The organism is Burkholderia sp. Bp9090 (assembly GCF_003857985.1).
GTDB lineage: Bacteria > Pseudomonadota > Gammaproteobacteria > Burkholderiales > Burkholderiaceae > Burkholderia.
The window spans coordinates 1-1,419 of the sequence record NZ_QTPV01000101.1 but is presented as its reverse complement, the minus strand read 5'-3'; the positions used below and the strand labels follow the sequence as shown (position 1 = coordinate 1,419).

The following is a 1,419-nucleotide window of genomic DNA, read 5'->3' as shown; positions in this document are numbered from 1 at the left end:
CCGCGCAGCGGCTTGCCGAGATAGGTCACGTCACCGCCGGTCGGCTCGATCAGCCCGGCGATGATCCGCAGCAGCGTGGACTTGCCCGAGCCAGAACGGCCGAGCAGCCCGACGATCTCGCCTTCGCGCAGCGACAGGTTCGCGTCGTCGAGCACGAGCAACTCGCCCTGCGACTTGTTGAAGCCGCGATTCACATGTTCGACGCGCAGGATTTCCTCGCCGAGGCGCGGCGGCTGAAGCGGCTGGGACGTCTGGACAGGGGCGTTGATTACGGTCTGGTTTTGCATCGCGCTTACTCTCAATCGAGACGGAGCCGGGATTCCGCATAGGCGTACATCGGACGCCACAGCAGACGGTTGAACAGGGTAACGAACAGGGACATCACGGCGATGCCCAGGATGATCTTCGGAAAATCGCCGGCGGCAGTCATCTGTGCGATGTACGAGCCGAGGCCATGCGCGACGACCCTGGTGTCGCCCCACTGCACGAACTCGGACACGATGCTCGCGTTCCACGCGCCGCCCGATGCGGTGATCGCACCGGTCACGTAGTACGGGAAAATGCCGGGCAGCATCGCCTGGCGCCACCACTGCCAGCCGCGAATGCGGAAGTTCTTCGTCGCTTCCTTGTAGTCGTTCGGATAGGACATCGCGCCGGCGATCACGTTGAACAGGATGTACCACTGCGTGCCGAGCACGATCAGCGGCGACAGCCAGATGTCCGCGTTCAGATGGAAATGGACGATCACGATCACGAACACCGGGAACAGCAGGTTCGCCGGGAACGCGGCGAGGAACTGCGCGAGCGGCTGGATCTTCTCGGCCAGCGCGGGGCGCAGCCCGATCAGCACGCCGAGCGGCACCCAGATCACCGACGCGATCGCGATCAGCACCAGCACGCGCAGCAACGTGATCAGCCCGAGCACCACCACGTGGCCGACCTCGCCCATCGTCACGCCGGTCGCCACGAAGCTGACGACGCGCCACCCGACGTACACCGTCAGCAGGATCACGAACGCGCCCCACACGACGTCGCCGACGCGCGACGAACCGCGCGCCGACGTGCCGCGCGAGCGCTTGCCCGTGAGCGCCGGCACGCGCAACGGAATCCGCGCGGCCTGCGACAGCAGCCAGCCGGCCGGCACGAGCAGCTGGTGGATCAGGTGCGTGCGGCGCAGCATGTCGAGCAGCCAGGACTGCGGCGCATCGCCCGACGCGGTGTTTTCCATCCGGAACTTGTCGGCCCACGCGACGAGCGGGCGGAACAGGAACTGGTCGTACGCGAGGATCACGACCGACATTGCGACGATCACCCAGCCCACCGCACCGAGGTTCTTGTCGGCGATCGCCTGCGCGAGATACGCGCCGATGCCCGGCAGCGTGATGGTCTGGTTGCCGACGGTGATCGCCTCCGACGCGA

Annotated in this window: 2 protein-coding genes; both read right to left on the bottom strand. The window is 66.4% G+C overall.

Going from position 1 to position 1,419, the window contains the following annotated elements; genetic code table 11:
- Positions 1 to 287 (bottom strand): ATP-binding cassette domain-containing protein (locus tag DIE16_RS36235; protein WP_124668142.1); only part of this gene is annotated, 287 nt, incomplete at its 3' end.
- Between the two features lie 11 nt (positions 288 to 298).
- Positions 299 to 1,419 (bottom strand): ABC transporter permease subunit (locus DIE16_RS36230; protein ID WP_124894421.1); only part of this gene is annotated, 1,121 nt, incomplete at its 5' end.